Raw genomic sequence first — 15896 nt, 5'->3', positions numbered from 1 at the left:
GGTGGGCCATGGCCGACGGCGAGGCGACGGGGCCGTTCGAACCGGCCACGGGAGAGGGACCGGCCGTGTCCGGCGCGGACCGGGAGGCCGCCGTACGGGCCGCCCTCGACGGGCTGCTGCGCATCCGCCGGGTGCTGGCCGGGCCCGCCGCATCGGCTCCGGCGCCGTGGGAGCGGCTCCAACCCGTACGCGCGATCGCCATCGCGCTGGAGGCCGCGGGGATCCCGCCCTCCGCCGTCGACGGCGAGGGCGCACGCATCACCACCGGCTACCGCGCCAGCGCCGCCGAACGCCCGGGGAGCGTTCGTGTGGAATGGCTCGGGCCGCCCGGCAGCGGCGCCGAGTACGAGGCTGGCGCGTCGCTCGGGCGCTGCGCCACCGCGCTGCGGCCGCTCGGATGGGTGGCCCTCGCCTACCGCGGGCCGCGCCGCCACCACTACCTCGAAGTCGAACCCGACGGGTGAGTGAGCCGGGTTCGCGCGCCACCCACCGCTCCCGCTAGAGTGCGATGCTTGTTCGAACACATGGGGATGTGGGGGGAAGCGTGAGCGCACAACTGCGGGACACGGCAAGCGAGTTGGCCGGTCTGCTGTGGCGGGAGCACACCGTGTACCGGGAGCGGACGGGCGGCGTGGTCATCCGCGGGGCACACGTCGAGCGCTGGATCAGCCTCTCCCCCACCGGCGGCAAGGACCAGGTACTGATCCGCGCGGGCCGGATCCTCGACGGGGGCACCACCGCTCCGGCCCGCTCCGAAGCGGTGGTCAGTCTCACGATCGGCACGAGTGAACTCGCCGCGGTCTGCCGCAGGTTGCTCGCCGACGCCGCGGTGGGCGCGTCCGCCTACGACGGCGTGCGGGCTCCGGGACAGCCAAGACCCGGCCGCACGAAGAACCGCACGAAGAACCGCACGAAGAACCGCAAGAGCCGGCACACCGGCTTCGCCTCCTGGGTCGTCATCCTCGCCGTCGCCTCGCTCGTCGCACTGTTCCTGCGCAATGTGGTGGCGGCGCTCTGAGGACGGCGGCGCGGCCCGGAGCCGTCACACGGCTTCGGCCTCCAGGATCGAGGGCAGGGACGGCGTCGGCAGGACCCGGTTCAGGCGGAACCCGCACCGGGAGAGCAGGTCCTCGAACTCCCCGGCCGTGCGCTCCCTTCCGGTCACCAGCATCATCATGATGATGTCCAGTTCCACCGCGGGGTGTGCCTCGCCGTTGTCCGGCAGTACCGAGTCCACGACGAGCAGCCGTTTGCCCGGCGCCATCGCCCCGCGGACCGCCGCCAGGATGCGCAGGCATTCCTCGTCGCTCCAGTCGTGCAGGATGCGCTTGAGCAGGTAGAGGTCGCCGCCCTCGGGTACGCCGGAGAAGAAGTCGCCGCCCCGCACGCTCCAGCGCCCCTTCACCTCCTCGGTGTCCAGCTCGTGGTCGGACACGGTGTCGGGCAGGTCGAACAGGACGCCGTTCAGGGCCGGTTCACGACGGAGCACGGCGTGCAGGAAGCTGCCGCGTCCGCCCCCGACGTCGACGACGGTGCCGTCGGCGGGGAAGGGATAGCTCTCCACGATGAGGTCGTCGGTGCGGCCGGACATCGAGGCCATCCCCGAGTCGAAGAGCGCGCGCTGCTCGGGCGAGGCGGCCAAGTGGTCGAAGAACGAGACGTGGTAGGCGGCTTCGAACGGCGTCCTCCCGGTCCGCACGGCGTCCGGGATTCCGTCGGCCGCCCGGCGGAACATCTCGTCGGTGAGCAGCAGGGCCGCGGTGCGCTGCGAGCCGCGTACGTCGGTGCGCAGCGCCTGGCCCGCCTCGGTGAGACCGAAGGCACCCTCCGCGTCCTGGGTGAACAGCCCGTGGACCGCGAGCAGCCGCAGGACGCGCCGGAGCGTGTCGGCGTGCAGCCCGCTGTCGGCGGCGAGCCGCTCGGCGGTACGGGGCCCGTCGGCGAGGCGGTCGGCGATGCGGTGCTCGGCCACGGCCCTGACCGCGGCCGAGTGGATGTGGCCGTACAGCAGTTGGTTCAGCGGGGAGGGCGAGAACCGGTCGGTGGGGCCGGTCGGGTGGTCCGAGCTGGTCGCCAAGGGTCTGCTCCTGTCATCACAAGGAAGGTGTCCTCCCATCGTGGCAGTGCCGGGCGTGCGACGGTGGGGGTTCACCGGGGCGCATGAGGGTCAAGTCGCCTTCCGGTCACAGCGCGCCCCGTGGGCCGGAACAGGTCCGCGCGGGCCTGTTCCGGCGCCCGCCTGCTACAAAGGCCTTCCACGCTTCGCGACCCCAAGGATGGCGTCATGAGTGCCGATGTGCTGGACCGGCTCGGCGCCGGCAAGTACCTCCTCGTCACGAGTTACAAGAAGGACGGCACGGGTGTCGCGACGCCGGTGTGGGTGGTCCGGGACGGTGACGCCCTGATGGTCTGGACGGTCACCGATTCCTGGAAGGTCAAGCGCGTCCGCAACCGGCCCGGGGTGCTGGTCGGGCCGTGCGACGTGCGTGGCAACCCGACCGGCGAACAGCACCCGGCGACGGCCGTGGTGTGCGACGCCGCCACCACGGCGGCCTGCCGGACGCTGCTGGCCCGCAAGTACGGGGTGCTCGGCCGGCTCACCCTGCTCGGCAGCAGGGTGAGGCGCGGCACGAGCGGCACGGTGGCCCTGCGGATCACCCTCGGCGCCGGGCCGGCTCAGCGGGACCAGGGCCCGTTCTAGGGGCCCGACACGGCCCGTTCTAGGGGCCCGACACGAGGTCGGCCACGTTGCTCGCCGCGTTGGAGGGCCCTCCCTCGTTGTTGATGACGTGGCCGATGGTTCCGGTACCGCCGAGGGAGACCGTCACCATGTCGTGGAAGCGGACCCCTGGCGCGGCGGGGGCCTCGAAGGCGCGGTCGGCCGCCACGGACGGATCGGAGCTGAAGTAGCAGTAGCTGCCGAGGCCCCACGCTTCGTGGCTGGTCACGCCGGGCGCCACCTTGTACGCGTCGTAGCCGCGGGTCGATCCGTTCATCCAGGAGCCCTGGCCCGGCGGATCGTAGGGCATTTCGTTCTGGAAAAAGTAGGTGCGGCCGCCGTTGCCGTTCCAGATGACCTGGTGCTGCTGGTAGTGCTCCACGAACAGGCCGTACAGGGTGACGGCGGCGCCGTTGACGACGAGGCCGTTGGCGGCGGTGTTGCTGGTCCAGCCGACGCCGCTGCCGTGGTCGGCGCGCCACAGCCACATGTGGTCGCCGATGACGTCCGAGCTGTTGACGACGAGGCTCTGGGTCGCCTTGCCGACGCCGGCGCCCCCGATGCGGAAGAAGACGTCGTGCAGCGAGGTCGGGTCGGCGCCGTGCCGGGCACTCGACCCGTCCGGCCCGATCCGCATCAGCGTCCGGGAGTTGGTGGTACCGGCGTCGATGAGCAGCCCTGCAAGGTTCACGCCGTCGACGTCGGCCACGCTCATCGCGGTGATGCCGTTGTCGGGGACCAGGGTGGCCAGTCCGAGCCCGAGCACCACGGTGTCGGGCCGGGTCACGTTCAGGGTCTGGTCGAGGTGGTAGACGCCGGGCGTGAACAGGAGGTTCTTGCCCTGGGCGAGGGCTTGGTTGATGTCGGTGGCGGTGGCTCCCGGCTTCACGACGAAGAAGGTGTCGATCCCGAGCGAGCCGCCGCTCTGGTTGCCGCCCGACCAGGTCGTGCCCTGGGTGTTGGTGCGCAGAGCAGGCACGAACACCTTGTAGGCGCCCGCGCCGTCCACGTACAGGAAGGGCTTCTCTCGGGTCACGGGGGACTGCGCGACCGTCGTGTAGGGCGGGTTGGGGAAGGTGCCCGCGGGGGCGTTGACGTCGCCGACGAACACCATGTTCCAGTTGGAGCCGTTCCAGCTGCCCCACTGGGTGTTGCGGGAGAGCCACTGCTGCTGGGAGCCGGAGCGCACCTGTCCGTCGATCTTGGAGTCGGCGATGAAGCCGCCGCTCGACCAGCCGCCGTCGTCGAGCTGGAGGTCACCGCGCACGTGCATGCGGCGGTAGGGGGCGGCCTGCGAGACCGCCCAACGGTCGCTGCCCCCGGTGGGGTTGACCGACAGGTTCTCGGCGGAGCGCCAGAAGTTCTGGGTGGCGTTGCCCTGGAACCAGTCGGCCTCCGCGTGCACGGCGCCGTTGATGGTGACGTCGTCCGGCGAGAGGCCGAGCCCCGCGACCTGGGTGTAGAAGCCCACGCTGGCGTCGGCGCTGTAGGTGCCGGGCTTGAAGAGCAGGGCATAGCGCTGGGCGCCGAACTGGTTCTTCTCCTGCTGCGCGAAGACCTGGTTGAGCCTGCTTTGGATCGTGGCGGCCGGCATCGACGGGTCGAAGACCGTGACGTTGGGCCCGAAGTCCGGTGTTCCGGAGGGTGGTTGGGGTCCGCTCGCGGCGTCAAGGGCGAAGGACTGTGCCGCGCTGCCGTTGCAGGCGTACTGCTGCATGCGGGCGCCGTCGGCCGTCGAGGCGCTCGGCACGTCCAGGCACTTGCCGCTGTTGCGGTTCACGAAGTGGTAGGTGCCGCCCGCCTCTTGGACGGGAAGCCACTGCTGGTTGGCTCCTCCGCCGTACGTCCAGAGCTGGACCGGCGCGGAGTCGGCGGTGGAGACGTCGGTGACGTCCCACACCTTGCTCGCGTCGTTGCGGTTGCCGACGCGGACATAGCCGCCGTCCGTCGCCTGGAACTGCCACTGCTGCGCGGCGCTCGCGTTGCAGGCGTACTGCTGGACTGCCGTGCCGTCGGCGGCGCCGGCCGCGGCCGCGTCCACGCATTTCCCGCTGTTCCTCGCGGCCACGGTGACCCAGCCCGTGGGCACGGCGGCGGCCTGCGCCGCGGGGGCGAGGGCGGTCGCCGAGACGAGGGAGGCGAGCAGGGCGCCGAGGGCGAGGAGCGGAGTGGGGCGGCCCGCCCTGAGCAACCGGGCTCCGGGGTGCGGGGGCCTGGTGGGGGTGCCGGGAATTCTCATACGTCTCTCCAGTACCGCGGCATGCACGGAGTAAGTGGGGGGTGTACGGGAGGAGTTACGAGGTGCGCGGGAGAAGTGGGGAGGTGCGCGGGAGAAGGCACGAGGTGCGCGGGAGAAGTGGGGAGGTGCGCGGGGCGTTCTTGGTGACCGTGGGGTTCACGGCTTTCTTCAAGGTGTGAAGTTAGGAGGGCGCGGCGAGCCCGTCAAGAGTTCAGGTACGGAAGAAGTTCAGGTGCGCGCGGCCGTCGGCTGATAGCTTGACGCGTCCGGAAATTGCGTCGCAAGGGGACGATCAGCAGTGCACAGGTTCTTGCGTACCACCGGCCTCGCCTCCGTGGGGCTGGCCGCCGCTCTCCTCGCCGGGGGGTGCAGCAGCGGCGGCTCGGACAAGGCGTCGGACAAGCCGTCCGGCGGTCCGTCGGCCACCGCGTCCGGGCAGGCCCCGGCGACGGACACCCCGCCGCCCGCCGCGACACCGTCCCGTCCGGGCGCCTCGACTCCCCCCGGCTCCACGGGGAACGGCACCCCCGGCAAGGGCGCCCCGGCGGCCGGCGCGCTCGACGGCAACTGGGTGGCGGTGACCCAGAACAAGCCCGTCGCGCTGGTCATCACGGGCAAGAGCGCCACCGTGCTGGGCGAGCACCAGTGCAGCGGAACGACGAGCGGCGCCGCCGGTACGGCGACGCTGCATCTGACCTGCCAGGACGGCAACACCAGCCGCACCCGGGGCACGGCCCGGCTCAACGGGTCGAAGCTGGAGGTCAGTTGGGCCGGATTCGGCAAGGACGAGTTCACCCGGAACAAGACCCGAGGCTGAGCGCCCGCCCTGCCCCTCACGCGTCGGCGAGCTCCGCCTGCGTCGTCGGGTGCAGGACCCGCACTCCGTCGGTCGGGACAGGCGTGGCGAGCGACTCGCCGAGCGCCCGGTCCAGATCGCGCCACAGGTCCTCGACGTCTTCGAGCCCCACCGACATGCGCAGCAGCCGTTCGCTGACGCCCGAGGCGGCGCGGTCGTCCTCCGGCACGATGCGGTGGCTGATCGAGGCGGGGTGCTGGATGAGGGTGTCGACGCTGCCGAGACTCACCGCCGGCGTGATGAGCCGCACCTGGGCGATCACCTCGTGCGGATCGGTGAGCGTCTCGAAGGCCACCATGGCGCCGCCCACCTTCGGATAGTGGACGCGCAGCACCCGGGGGTCGGCGGCCAGGCGCGCCACGAGTGCGGCGGCGGTCGCGGAGGCGGCCCGTACCCGTACGGGCAGGGTCGAGAGGCCCCGCAGGAGGAGGTAGCCCGCGAGCGGGTGCAGGACGCCGCCGGTGGCGAAGCGGATCTGGCGCAGCCGGCGGGCGAAGGCCTCGTCGCAGGCGACGACTCCCCCGAGGACGTCGCCGTGTCCGCCGAGGTACTTGGTCGCGCTGTGCAGGACCAGGCGGGCGCCGCTCTGGACGGGCCGCTGGAGCACGGGCGTCGCGAAGGTGTTGTCGACCAGGAGCGGCACCGTCCCGCAGGCTTCGGCGAGCGCGGCCAGGTCCACCTCCGCGAGCGTCGGGTTGGCGGGGCTCTCCACCATGACGAGCGCGGTGTCGGGACGGATCGCGTCCGCGACGCCTTCGGGGTCGGCCCAGGTGACCTCGGTGCCGAGGAGTCCCGCGGTCAGGAGGTGGTCGCTGCACCCGTACAGGGGGCGCACGGCGATGACGTGGCGCCGGCCCGTGGCGTGCTGGGCGAGCAGGACGGCGGAGAGCGCGGCCATGCCGCTGGCGAAGGCGACCGCGGACTCGGTGCCCTCCAGGGTGGCGAGCGCCGACTCGAAACGGGCGACGGTCGGATTGCCGAGCCGGCCGTAGACCGGCGGTCCCTCGGGGGCCTCGCCTGTGGCGGCGAAGGCGTCGATCCTGGCGGCCTCGCCCCTGCTGTCGTACGAGGGGTAGGTGGTGGACAGATCGATGGGCGGGGCGTGCAGTCCGAGGCCTGCGAGGTCTTCGCGGCCCGCGTGCACGGCGAGGGTGTCCACGGCTCTGGCGTCCACAGGTGTGGTGTCGGCGTCCATGGGGCCACTGTGAACAGTCAGCGGGCTCCCGGCGCCGCACTCCGTGTTACGTTCGGGCCATGGCCGAATCCGTCGTACTTGACCCGGTGGATCTGCACATTCTGCGGCTTCTGCAGAACGACGCCCGCACGACCTACCGTGATCTGGCCGCCGAGGTGGGTGTGGCGCCCTCCACCTGCCTGGACCGCGTCGCACGGCTGCGCCGCGCCGGCGTGATCCTCGGCTATCAGCTGCGCGTCGATCCCGCGAAGCTGGGGCGGGGGCTTCAGGCCCTGCTGTCGGTGCAGGTGCGTCCGCACCGGCGCGACCTGATCGGCCCGTTCGTGGAGCGGGTGAGGGCGCTGCCGGAGTCCCGGTCGCTGTTCCATCTGACCGGACCCGACGACTATCTGGTGCACGTGACCGTCGCGGACACGGCGGACCTCCAGCGGCTCGTCCTGGACGAGTTCACCTCGCGGCCCGAGGTGGCGCGGGTGGAGACCCGGCTGATCTTCCAGCAGTGGGAGTGCGGGCCGCTGCTTCCCCCGGCCTAGGTCGCGTCGTCGAAGTCCCGTGCGGCCGGCCGGAACGGCTGCCGCCCGGCCCGGTTCCGAGCCCCGTTCGCAGGGGCCCGGAACCGGTCGGCGGACGTCAGCGCGCGTCGGCCTTCAGCAGGTCGGCGCACTTCTCGCCGATCGCCATCGTGGTGATGCACGGGTTGACGGTGACGAGGTCGGGCATGATCGAGCCGTCGCAGACCCGCAGTCCGTCGATGCCCTTGACCCGCAGCCGGGCGTCGACGGGCGCCATCGCGTCGTCGTCGGCGCCCATCTTCACCGTCGAGGCGGGGTGGTAGACGGTGTTGTGGGTCTTACGGATGTAGTCGAGCAGCTCGTCGTCGGTGCGCACGTCGGGCCCCGGGGCCAGTTCGGCGCCCGCCCAGCCGCTCAGCGCGGGCTGCGCCGCGATCTCGCGGGCCAGCTTCAGGCCGTACGTCATGACGCGTTCGTCGTGCTCGTGCGTGAAGTAGCGCGGGTCGACCATCGGCTTGTCCCGGTAGTCGCGGGTGCGCAGGCGCACGGTGCCGCGCGACTTGGCCTGCGTCACGTTGGGCGTGAGGCAGAACGCGTTCTCCGTGGTGGGGTAGCCGTACCGGGCGGTGTTCATGTCGAACGGCACCTGACCGTAGTGGAACATCAAGTCGGGCCGTTCCAGGCCGGGTTGGGTGTCGGCGAAGATGCCGATCTCCCACCACTGGGTGGAGGCCGTCGTCATGGGCTGCTTGGCCTCCCACATGATGACGCCCTCGGGGTGGTCCTGGAGGTTCTCGCCGACGCCCGGGGCGTCGACCAGGACGTCCACGCCCACCTCGCGCAGATGGGCGGCGGGGCCGATGCCCGAGAGCATCAGCAGCTTGGGGGTGTCGATCGAGCCGCAGGACACGATGACCTCGCGCCGCGCGGTGACCGTGCGGGTGTGGATGAGGTCCGGGTCGAGGTACTCGGCGCCGGTGCAGCGGCGGTTCTCGTCGATGACGAGCTTCTTGGCGCGCACACCGGTGCGCACGACGAGGTTGGGGCGCTTGTCCATCACGGGGTGCAGATAGGCGACCGATGAGGACTGGCGGGTGTTGTTCTCGTCGGAGTTGATCTGGAACCAGTTGGCGCCCCGGATCACCGTCCTGGCGTCGTTGAACTGCGTGGTGGGGATGCCCTGTTGGGCACACGCTTCGAGCAGCGCGGCGCCGCACGGGTCGGACGACTTGACGTTGCGGATCTTCACCGGGCCGCTGCGGCCGTGGTGGTCGCCCGGGGCGTCGTTGGTCTCCAGGCGCTGGTAGAGCGGGAAGATGTCGTCGGCTCCCCAGCCCGAACAGCCCGCCGCTTCCCAGGCGTTGAGGTCCTCGGCGGGCGCCCAGAAGGCGATGCAGGAGTTGTGCGACGAGCAGCCGCCGAGCACCTTGGCGCGGGCGTGGCGCATGAAGCTGTTGCCGTGGGACTGCGGCTCGACCGGGTAGTCCCAGTCGTAGCCTGATTCGAGCAGGCCCATCCAGCGGTCCAGCTTGAGGACGTTGTCGTCGCCGACGTCGGAGGGGCCCGCCTCCAGGACGCAGACGGTGACCGAGGGGTCTTCGCTGAGCCGGGCCGCGACCACGTTGCCCGCCGTGCCGCCGCCGACGACGACGTAGTCGAACTCCTCGGTGAGCGCGGGGGTTTCAGTGGGCTGTGTGGACTGTGTCGGCATCGGTTTGCGACTCGCTTTCGGTTTCCGTTGCGGCGTGGCTCGCGAGGACGCCGGTCTTGTGGCGCTGCACGAACCAGTAGTAGGCGAAGCCGCCGAGCAGGACGGCTCCGACGAAGAGGAAGGCGCCCCAGCGCAGGTACCAGTGGTAGGGCGCGGTGGCGTTGTAGACCTCGGCGCGCGGCCAGGCCAGGTTGATGGTCATCGCGCCGCCCCACAGCACGCCGACGATGTTCACCGGCAGGCCCCAGCGGCCGAGCGAGAACTTGCCGTCGCCGGCCGGGGTCCACTTTCCGCGCAGTCGCGCGATCAGCATCGGCAGGGTCACCAGGAGATAGGCGACGTAGATCATGATGATGCCGATGCTGGTGACCACCGAGAAGATCTGCGGCTGGCGGATGTTCACCAGGAGGATCGCCAGGGCCAGTACGCCGATGACCACGGCGGGCAGCACGGGCGTCTGGAAGCGCGGGCTGACCTTGGCCATGAGGGACGCGGCGGGCAGGTTGTTGTCCCGGGACATCGCGAACGCGAGACGGATGGCGGCGGTGTGCACGGCGAGCGCGCACACGGTGACCGCGATCAGGACGCACCACAGCATCAGCTTGCCGCCGGTGTCGCCGAGCACGTCGAGCACCACGTATTGCAGGCCGTCGGTGGTGATGCCCTTGCCGTCGAGGCTGGAGACGCTCATCAGGGCGAGGATCAGGATCAGGCCGCCGAGCACGAACGAGGCGAGCAGGGCACGCAGGATGGCGCGCGGCGCGTTGCGGGACGGGTCGACGGACTCCTCGCCGAGCGAGGCAGCGGTGTCGAAGCCGTACATCACGTAGGCGGAGGCGAGGGCGGCGGTGAGGAAGGCGCCCATGTAGCCGAAGCTGCCGCTGCCGCCGTGGCCGTGGGTGTCGAGGACCACCGAGGGACCGCGCACGACGTGGACGGCGAACAGGACGATCAGGACGACGGTGGCGACGAGTTCGAGGAAGACGCCGGCCGTGTTGATCCGGGCCATCAGCTTGACGCCGAACGCGTTGACCAGGGTGGTGAAGAGGATCAGGACCGCGGCGAGGATCACGGCGTTGGTGGCGACGTCGTAGGTGCCGGTGCCGTCGCCGACTATCTGGAACACCTTGGAGATCTGCGGCAGGGTCGCCTGGTAGGCGAGGGCCACCGCGGCGATCGACACGATCGAGGCGATCAGCATCATCCAGCCGGCCAGCCAGCCGACGTGCGGGCCGCCGAGCTTCTTCGCCCAGTTGTAGACCGAGCCCGCGACCGGGTACTTGGCGGCGAGTTCGGCGAAGCACAGGGCGACCATCAGCTGGCCGACGAAGACCAGCGGCCAGGACCACCAGTAGGCGGGGCCGCCGAAGCCGAAGCCGAAGTAGAACAACTGGAAGGTACCGGTGAGGATCGAGATGTAGCTGATGCCCGCGGCGAACGTGTGGAAGTTGCCGAGGGTGCGCTTGAGTTCGGGTCTGTAACCGAACTCCCGGAGATCGTCGTCATCCTTCGTCATGCTCATGACCAGACTCCAAGTAGGCAGGGATTCAGGAGGGGGCACGGATGGGGTGACCGGCCGTCGCGGGAACGGCCGGTCGGGTGTCAGCGGCTCAGCTCTCGAACCACCCCTGGGGCGCGGGGGCGGTGTTGCGCCAGATGTGCTTGGTCTCCTGGTATTCGGCCAGGCCCGCGGGCCCGAGTTCGCGCCCCGTGCCCGACTGCTTGTAGCCGCCCCATTCGGCCTGCGGGACGTACGGGTGGAAGTCGTTGATCCATACCGTGCCGAGCCGGAGGCCGGCCGCCACCCGACGGGCCCTGGCCTCGTCGGTGGTCCACACCGCGCCGGCCAGACCGTAGACGGTGTCGTTGGCCAGGCGCACGGCCTGGTCCTCGTCGGTGAAGCGCTCGACGGTCAGGACCGGGCCGAAGGACTCGTCCCGCACCACGCTCATGTCGGCCGAGCACTCGTCGAGGACGGTCGGCGGATAGTAGTAACCGCCTTCCAGGTCCGGGGAGTCGGGGCGCTCGCCGCCGCAGCGAAGGACGGCGCCCTCGGTGATTCCGGCGGCGACGTACGCCTCGACCTTTTCGCGGTGGGCGGCGGAGATCAGCGGGCCGGTCTCGGCGCGCTCGTCGAACGGGCCGCCGAGCCGGATCAGTCGGGCCCTGCGTACGAGTTCGTCCACGAAGCGGTCGTGCAGCGCGTCCTCGACCAGGAGCCGGGTGCCGGCCGAGCACACCTGGCCGGAGTGCAGGAACACGGCGGTCAGCGCGTTGTCGACGGCGGCGTCGAAGCTCGCCCCGGTCGTGGCCACGTCGGCGAAGACGATGTTGGGGTTCTTGCCGCCGAGTTCGAGGGCGGTCTTCTTCACGGTGGGCGCGGCGGCGGCCATGATGCGCCGGCCGGTGACGAGCCCGCCGGTGAAGGAGACGAGGTCGACGTCGGGGTGCTCGGCGAGCGGCGCGCCGGCCTCGGAGCCCGCGCCGAGCACCAGGTTGGCGACGCCCGCCGGAAGACCCGCCTCGGTCAGGAGCTTCATGAGGTGGATCGCGGTGTGCGGGGTCAGCTCGCTGGGCTTCAGGACGAAGGTGTTGCCCGCGCCGATCGCCGGGGCGACCTTCCATGCGGTCTGGAGGAGCGGGTAGTTCCACGGCGTGATCAGGCCGCACACACCGACCGGCTCGTGCACGACGCGGCTGTCGACGACCGGGTTGCCGGTGTCGACGACACGGCCCGCGCCCTCGGCGCCCACCAGAGTCGCGAAGTAGCGGAAGCAGTTGGCGATGTCGTCCATGTCGTAGCGGGACTCGACGAGCCGCTTGCCGGTGTCGAGCGACTCGGCCCGCGCGAGGAGTTCCTTGTCGCGCACGAGGAGGTCGGCGACGCGAAGGAGCAGCGCACCGCGCTCGGCCGGGGCCGTCCTCGGCCACGGCCCGTGGTCGAAGGCGGCTCGGGCCGCGGCGATGGCGTGCGCGGTGTCCTTGGGTCCCGCCTCGTCGACCGTGGCGACCAGGGCACCGTCGGCCGGACACCGGATCTCACGGGTCCGCCCGTCGACGGCGGCACTCCACTGGCCGTCGATGAAGAGCTCGGGCATGGTTCGGATCCTCCGATGCGGTGCTGGGACAGGGCCATCTGCGCCCCTGCCCGTACGCGCGGGGACTATGCCGAAATAATCACCCGAAGTGACGGGCGTCACTTTGTGTGGTCTTCGCAGGTCAGGCGAGGTCACTTCGGTGACACTCCGCCACATCGCGGTCGCCGGTGGAGCATACGGGGCGTTTCACGTACGGAATGTGAGACCGCTCCGCCGCTTCGTGACCGCTTGGGCATACTGGCGCGTCGGCATTTGATCACCTCCAATCTCCTCGGGAGCAGCCATGGTTGACCGGGCCACCACCACAAGGGCCGCGTTCAAGACGGTCGTCGAAGTCGGCCAGGACGCGCTCGGCCAGGTGCGCGCCGCCGAGGCCGTGCTCCAGGAGGCGATCGCCCCCGCGACCGGGGACTTCGACTTCGGCGCCGTGCGCTCGGCCGCGCGCGCCCTGCCGGACAGCACCCTCGTCAAGATCATCCCCGGTTTCGGCCTCCAGGAGACCGCCCCCGTCCAGGTCATGGTGCTCACGCTGAAGCAGGCCGTGCGCCAGGCCCTGGTCGAGCCGTTCGGCAACCACGCCTTCTGGGAGCGGACCGACGCCGCGCTGGCCCAGGTCTTCCTCGGCCTCGGCGACCAGGAGGGAGAGGCCCACCTGACCTTCCGGGACGGCGCCGACGGCACCCGCTACTTCTGCAACCTGCTCTTCGCGCTCCAGGACGAGGAGACCGACGGTCACCTCTACCTCGTCGCCTTCCGGGTCGAGGTGACCGTGGGCGCGGACAGGGCGGCGCTCCTGTCGCTCGGCGCCGAGGACACCGTGGCGGTGACCCTCCGCGTCGATGCCATCAGCGTGCGCCAGGAGCTCGCCCCCACCGGCTGATCCGTCCTCACACGGGCAGCGCCCAGGTCTGGTTGGACTGATGGGCGCCGCAGGTCCAGGCGTCCAGCCTGGTGCCGGCGGCCGTGCCACCTCCGTACACATCGAGGCAGAGTCCCGAGCCCGCGTTGACCAGCGCGCCGTCCGGGTCGGGCGTCCAGCGCTGGGCGTCGTCACCCGTGCACGAGGACAGGACGGCCGCGCCGCCCGCGCCGCCGCTCGCGGTCAGGCACTTGCCGAGCGAGCGCACGGTGGAGTCGCCGGCCAGGGTCCAGCGCTGGCCGGCGCCGCCGGTGCACGGATTCAGGACCACCGGGGTGCCGTTCGCGGTGCCGCCGCCGGACACGTCCGCGCAGTTCGCGCCGTTGCCGGTGAGCTGCCCCGTCGGGACCGCCGGGGCGCACCCGCCGCCCGGGGTGAGCCGCCAGATCGCGGTGCCGTGGGCGGGGACGGTCGCGGTCAGCGCCGACGACGTGGACGAACGCGCCCCGGTCCACAGGTTCTTGGCGCTCACCCGGCAGCCGGGCAGGCCGATGGAGGCGAGGCTCGTGGACACGGTCCGCGCGGCGGACGAGCGGTTGAGCACGGCCACGGCCCTGTCACCGCCGGCGAGCGGCCGGGCCAGCACATCGGTGGCGCCGTCGGTGGCGACCACCCCCGCCTGCCGGCCGAGGGCGTCCTGGTCGACGGCGATGAGCCCGGCGTTGCCGAGGGCCGAGAGCCCGGCCGGGGTCAGGGATGCCACGTCGGAGGAGAGGATCAGCGGGGCGGCCATCATCGCCCAGAGCGCCACCTGGCTGCGCCCCTCGTCGGCGCTCAGGCCGGGGTCTCCGGCCAGCAGGAAGTCGGGGTCGTTCCAGTTGCCGGGCTCGGCATAGCGGCCGAGCCAGCGGTTGTAGCCGTAGTTGTGCAGCACGCTCGCCCAGCGGCTCGCGTTCGGCTTCTGCGGGTTGTAGACGACGATGTCGGTGCCCTCGCGCCACAGCTGGCCGTCCTTGCCGACCCACGACAGCACGGAGAACCAGTCGGGGCTGCCCCATTCGGTGTTCGGCTGGAAGTAGGCGGGGGCCGATTCGGAGAAGACGATGTCGCGGCCGGAGTCCCGCAGGGCCGCGGCCTCGCTGTCGTACGCCTGACGGTAGGCGTCCTCCTTGCTCTGGCCGGGGGCCACGTACATGTTGCAGCCGTCGAGCTTGAGGTAGTCGACGCCCCACGACGCGAACGTGTCGGTGTCCTGGGCGAAGTGGTCGTCCCCGCCGCCCTGGGGACGGCCGCTGCCGGGGTATCCCTCGCAGGTGGCCGAGCCCGCGTCCTCGTAGATGCCGAACTTCAGGCCGCGCGCGTGCAGATAGGAGCCGAGCCAGGCCATGCCGTGCGGGAACCGCACCGGGTCGGCCACGAGACGGCCCGCGCCGTCCCGGCTCTTGGCCATCCAGCAGTCGTCCACGGTGACGGTGGAGTAGCCCTTGGCGGCGAGGCCCGATGAGACCAGCGCGTCGGCGTTGCGCACGACGGTCCGTTCGCTGATGTCGCACATGTAGTGGGCCCAGTTGTTCCACCCCATCGGCGGGGTGACGGCCGACGGCGCGCTGCGGGCGGCCGTGGTCGGGGCGGAGGGGGAGGCGGGCGAGGCGAAGGCCCCGGTCGCCGTCAGCGGGACGGTCAGGGCGGCTGCCAGCAGGGCTGCGGCTCCGGTCCGGCGGAGCGAAGGTGACGGCACGACAGATTCCTTCCTGGCCCGGCCGATGGGGGCCGGGCGCCATGCGTAGGAGGGCAGGGGAAGGTGCCGATCCCGCCGGCACGAGCCTGCCGGAGGGCACCCGCCAGTGCAGTACTGACGCTCGTTGTTGTCAATGGCTCCCATCGAGCGAGCAGAAACAAGCATCCGCCGCGCCCGGCGCCGGGCCCCGCATTGCCACGGCGTGTCCGGGGCCGGCCGTCGCGTCGTCGTCACCCGGCGCCGCGCCCGCCCGCGCAGGCCGGGGGCCCCTCGGGCGCAACTCGCCTATCGCTCAAGGCAGTTGAGACGGTCCGCTACGGGGCCACGATGCCCGCGTCGTGGGCGAGCAGACCCGCCTGGGTGCGATTGGCGCATTCCAGTTTGTCGAGCATGCGCGACACGTACCCCTTGACGGTCGCCTCCGACAGATGGAGGCGGGCCGCGATCCGCGCGTTGGAGAGCCCCTCCCCCAGGCCCGCGAGGACCTCGACCTCCCGCTCTGTCAGCCGGGCGACCCGGTCGCGGGCCCGGTCGCGGGCCGACAGGGCGTCGGTCGAGGCCGCGACGAGCCGGCGGGCCGCGGCGGGCGACAGCACGGTGTGCCCCTCGGCGGCCACCCGTACCAGGCCGATGAGATCCTCCGGCGGGGTCGACTTCACCAGGAAGCCGGAGGCGCCGGCGCGCAGCGCCCGCAGGACGTACTGGTCGGCGTCGAACGTCGTGAGCACCACGACCGGCGGCATGTCCCCGCCGCGCGCCAGCCGCTCGATGGCGGTGATCCCGTCCATGCCCGGCATCCGCAGATCCATCAGGACGACGTCGGGCCGGTGGCGCTGGACCGCCGCCACGCCCGCCGCGCCGTCGTGCGCCTCGGCCACCACCTCGATGTCGTCGGCCGAGCCGAGGATGGTCCGCAGGAACCCGCAGACCATCGCCTCGTCGTCCACCACCACCACGCGCACCACTGCT

General features: G+C 71.5%; 14 protein-coding genes. 6 read left to right on the top strand and 8 right to left on the bottom strand.

Going from position 1 to position 15896, the window contains the following annotated elements:
* Positions 1 to 8: 8 nt before the first annotated feature.
* Both OG432_RS31965 and OG432_RS31960 read left to right on the top strand, forming a co-directional pair.
* Positions 9 to 464, top strand: coding sequence for a hypothetical protein (locus OG432_RS31965; RefSeq protein ID WP_328314432.1), 456 nt, complete (start codon positions 9 to 11; stop codon positions 462 to 464).
* Positions 465 to 544: 80 nt separating this feature from the next.
* Positions 545 to 1018, top strand: a complete 474-nt coding sequence (locus tag OG432_RS31960) for a hypothetical protein (RefSeq protein ID WP_328314431.1) — start codon at positions 545 to 547, stop codon at positions 1016 to 1018.
* 24 nt (positions 1019 to 1042) lie between these two features.
* Here the strand turns inward: OG432_RS31960 and OG432_RS31955 are convergent, their stop codons facing one another.
* A complete protein-coding gene (locus tag OG432_RS31955) occupies positions 1043 to 2077 on the bottom strand; it encodes a methyltransferase (RefSeq protein WP_328314430.1) in 1035 nt (344 codons plus the stop codon).
* A 207-nt stretch (positions 2078 to 2284) separates the two neighbouring features.
* Between OG432_RS31955 and OG432_RS31950 the strand changes: the two genes are divergently transcribed.
* Positions 2285 to 2701 (top strand): PPOX class F420-dependent oxidoreductase, encoded by a 417-nt coding sequence (locus OG432_RS31950; RefSeq protein WP_328314429.1) that lies wholly within the window; start codon positions 2285 to 2287, stop codon positions 2699 to 2701.
* A gap of 19 nt (positions 2702 to 2720) precedes the next feature.
* On the opposite strand, the gene OG432_RS31945 is transcribed toward OG432_RS31950, so the two are convergent.
* Positions 2721 to 4958: an RICIN domain-containing protein gene (locus OG432_RS31945; RefSeq protein WP_328314428.1), complete on the bottom strand. Its 2238-nt coding sequence runs from the start codon at positions 4956 to 4958 to the stop codon at positions 2721 to 2723.
* Between the two features lie 298 nt (positions 4959 to 5256).
* On the opposite strand from OG432_RS31945, the gene OG432_RS31940 reads away from it, so the two are divergent.
* Positions 5257 to 5775 carry a hypothetical protein gene (locus tag OG432_RS31940; RefSeq protein ID WP_328314427.1) on the top strand — a complete coding sequence of 173 codons (519 nt, stop codon included), beginning with the start codon at positions 5257 to 5259 and terminating at the stop codon, positions 5773 to 5775.
* A 16-nt stretch (positions 5776 to 5791) separates the two neighbouring features.
* On the opposite strand, the gene OG432_RS31935 is transcribed toward OG432_RS31940, so the two are convergent.
* Positions 5792 to 7009, bottom strand: a complete 1218-nt coding sequence (locus tag OG432_RS31935; RefSeq protein ID WP_328314426.1) for a trans-sulfuration enzyme family protein — start codon at positions 7007 to 7009, stop codon at positions 5792 to 5794.
* Positions 7010 to 7068: 59 nt separating this feature from the next.
* Here OG432_RS31935 and OG432_RS31930 point away from each other — a divergent pair, with 59 nt between their 5' ends.
* Positions 7069 to 7542 carry an Lrp/AsnC family transcriptional regulator gene (locus OG432_RS31930; RefSeq protein WP_328314425.1) on the top strand — a complete coding sequence of 158 codons (474 nt, stop codon included), beginning with the start codon at positions 7069 to 7071 and terminating at the stop codon, positions 7540 to 7542.
* A gap of 97 nt (positions 7543 to 7639) precedes the next feature.
* On the opposite strand, the gene OG432_RS31925 is transcribed toward OG432_RS31930, so the two are convergent.
* From OG432_RS31925 to OG432_RS31915, 3 genes are all read right to left on the bottom strand, one after another.
* A complete protein-coding gene (locus tag OG432_RS31925) occupies positions 7640 to 9232 on the bottom strand; it encodes a GMC family oxidoreductase (RefSeq protein WP_328314424.1) in 1593 nt (530 codons plus the stop codon).
* Positions 9204 to 10754, bottom strand: coding sequence for an APC family permease (locus OG432_RS31920; protein ID WP_328314423.1), 1551 nt, complete (start codon positions 10752 to 10754; stop codon positions 9204 to 9206). Before OG432_RS31920 ends, OG432_RS31925 begins: the two co-directional genes overlap by 29 nt.
* A gap of 88 nt (positions 10755 to 10842) precedes the next feature.
* Positions 10843 to 12330, bottom strand: coding sequence for an aldehyde dehydrogenase family protein (locus tag OG432_RS31915; protein ID WP_328314422.1), 1488 nt, complete (start codon positions 12328 to 12330; stop codon positions 10843 to 10845).
* A gap of 283 nt (positions 12331 to 12613) precedes the next feature.
* Between OG432_RS31915 and OG432_RS31910 the strand changes: the two genes are divergently transcribed.
* The gene (locus OG432_RS31910) at positions 12614 to 13210 is read left to right on the top strand and encodes a Type-2Aa cytolytic delta-endotoxin (protein WP_328314421.1); all 597 of its coding nucleotides are present in this window, start codon (positions 12614 to 12616) and stop codon (positions 13208 to 13210) included.
* A gap of 7 nt (positions 13211 to 13217) precedes the next feature.
* Here the strand turns inward: OG432_RS31910 and OG432_RS31905 are convergent, their stop codons facing one another.
* Together OG432_RS31905 and OG432_RS31900 are read right to left on the bottom strand one after the other, a co-directional pair.
* Positions 13218 to 14927: a ricin-type beta-trefoil lectin domain protein gene (locus tag OG432_RS31905; protein ID WP_328314420.1), complete on the bottom strand. Its 1710-nt coding sequence runs from the start codon at positions 14925 to 14927 to the stop codon at positions 13218 to 13220.
* Positions 14928 to 15241: 314 nt separating this feature from the next.
* Positions 15242 to 15892: a response regulator transcription factor gene (locus OG432_RS31900; RefSeq protein WP_328315333.1), complete on the bottom strand. Its 651-nt coding sequence runs from the start codon at positions 15890 to 15892 to the stop codon at positions 15242 to 15244.
* Positions 15893 to 15896 lie beyond the last annotated feature (4 nt).

This window comes from Streptomyces sp. NBC_00442 (assembly GCF_036014195.1).
Lineage (GTDB): Bacteria > Actinomycetota > Actinomycetes > Streptomycetales > Streptomycetaceae > Streptomyces.
Note: the sequence above shows the minus strand (reverse complement) of the source record. Positions and strands in the feature narration are given on the sequence as shown.